Source organism: Nocardia flavorosea NBRC 108225 (genome assembly GCF_001613385.1).
In the GTDB taxonomy this organism is placed as follows: Bacteria; Actinomycetota; Actinomycetes; order Mycobacteriales; family Mycobacteriaceae; genus Nocardia; species Nocardia flavorosea.
In genome coordinates this window covers 1-1,221 of record NZ_BDCG01000062.1, presented here as the reverse complement: position 1 = coordinate 1,221, position 1,221 = coordinate 1, and the positions used below count along the sequence as shown (strand labels likewise).

Here is a 1,221-nt window from a genome sequence, read left to right as displayed (position 1 = left end):
GGGACTGCCCCCGGTTCGGTTGACTCCTGACCTGTGAGGATTGCTCCTCGCTGGAAGGATGTTCACCATGCCGAAGCCGTATCCCGAGGAGTTCCGCCGCGACGTAGTCGCGGTCGCCCGTAAGGGCGAGATCTCGTTGACTCAGGTCGCCAGGGATTTCGGGATCTCTCAGAGTTGCGTGAAGAACTGGCTCAAGCAAGCTGATATCGAAGACGGACATCGGCCCGGCACTACCCGCGACGAATCGGCCGAGCTGCGCGAAGCGCGTAAACGGATCCGCCAGCTGGAACAAGAAGCCGAGGTCATGCGTCGCGCGGTCGCCTATTTCTCGCGGGACGTCAACCCAAAATGAGCTACCCGCTGGTCCTCGACCTAGCCGCTGATGGTATCCCCGTCGCGGTGACCTGCCGGGTACTCGGCTTCTCCACCCAAGCGTTCTATCAATGGAAACGCTGCCCTGTCTCGCAGCGTGATTGGGACGACGCCCATCTGATCAACGCCGCTCTCGACATCCATGCCGACGACCCGGCATTCGGCTACCGATTCATCGCCGACGAGCTGCCTGCCCGCGGTATCCATGCCAGTGAAAACCGGGTCCACCGGTTGTGTTCGGCGCAGCGGATCTGGAGCGTCTTCGCCAAGAAACGAGGACTCGGCCGTAAGGCCGGCCCGCCGGTTCACGACGACCTCGTCGGGCGCAACTTCACCGCCACCGTCGCGGACGCGGTCTGGTTGACAGATATCACCGAGCACGGCACAAGTGAGGGAAAACTGTATCTGTGCGCCGTCAAGGACGTGTTCTCCAACCGGATCGTCGGATACTCGATCGATTCACGGATGAAGGCGTCGCTGGCAGTGTCGGCGTTGAACCACGCGGTCGCTCTCCGATCACCCACCGCGACGATTGTCCACTCGGACAGGGGTAGTCAATTTCGCTCTCGTAAGTTCGTGAATGCACTGTCGGTCAATGGGTTACGCGGCTCGATGGGCAGGGCCGGAGCATGTGGTGACAACGCTGCGATGGAGTCGTTCTTCGCGTTGCTGCAGAAGAATGTGCTCGACCGGAAACGGTGGGCGACCCGCCACGAGCTCCGCCTGGCGATCGTGGTCTGGATCGAGAAGACCTACCACCGCACCCGTCGGCAGCGCCGACTCGGCCGACTCACCCCGATCGAGTTTGAGACAATAAACCGGCCCGCACTCGCGGCCTGAAACACCAAA

General features: G+C 61.8%; 1 protein-coding gene. It reads left to right on the top strand.

What is annotated here, in order from left to right; all coding sequences use genetic code 11:
- The first annotated feature begins 67 nt into the window (after nt 1-67).
- A protein-coding gene (locus NFL01S_RS33825) for an IS3 family transposase (protein ID WP_157117337.1) occupies nt 68-1,212 on the top strand; the annotation gives its coding sequence in 2 pieces (ribosomal slippage) (nt 68-347 and nt 347-1,212; 1,146 coding nt in all).
- Nucleotides 1,213-1,221: the final 9 nt, after the last annotated feature.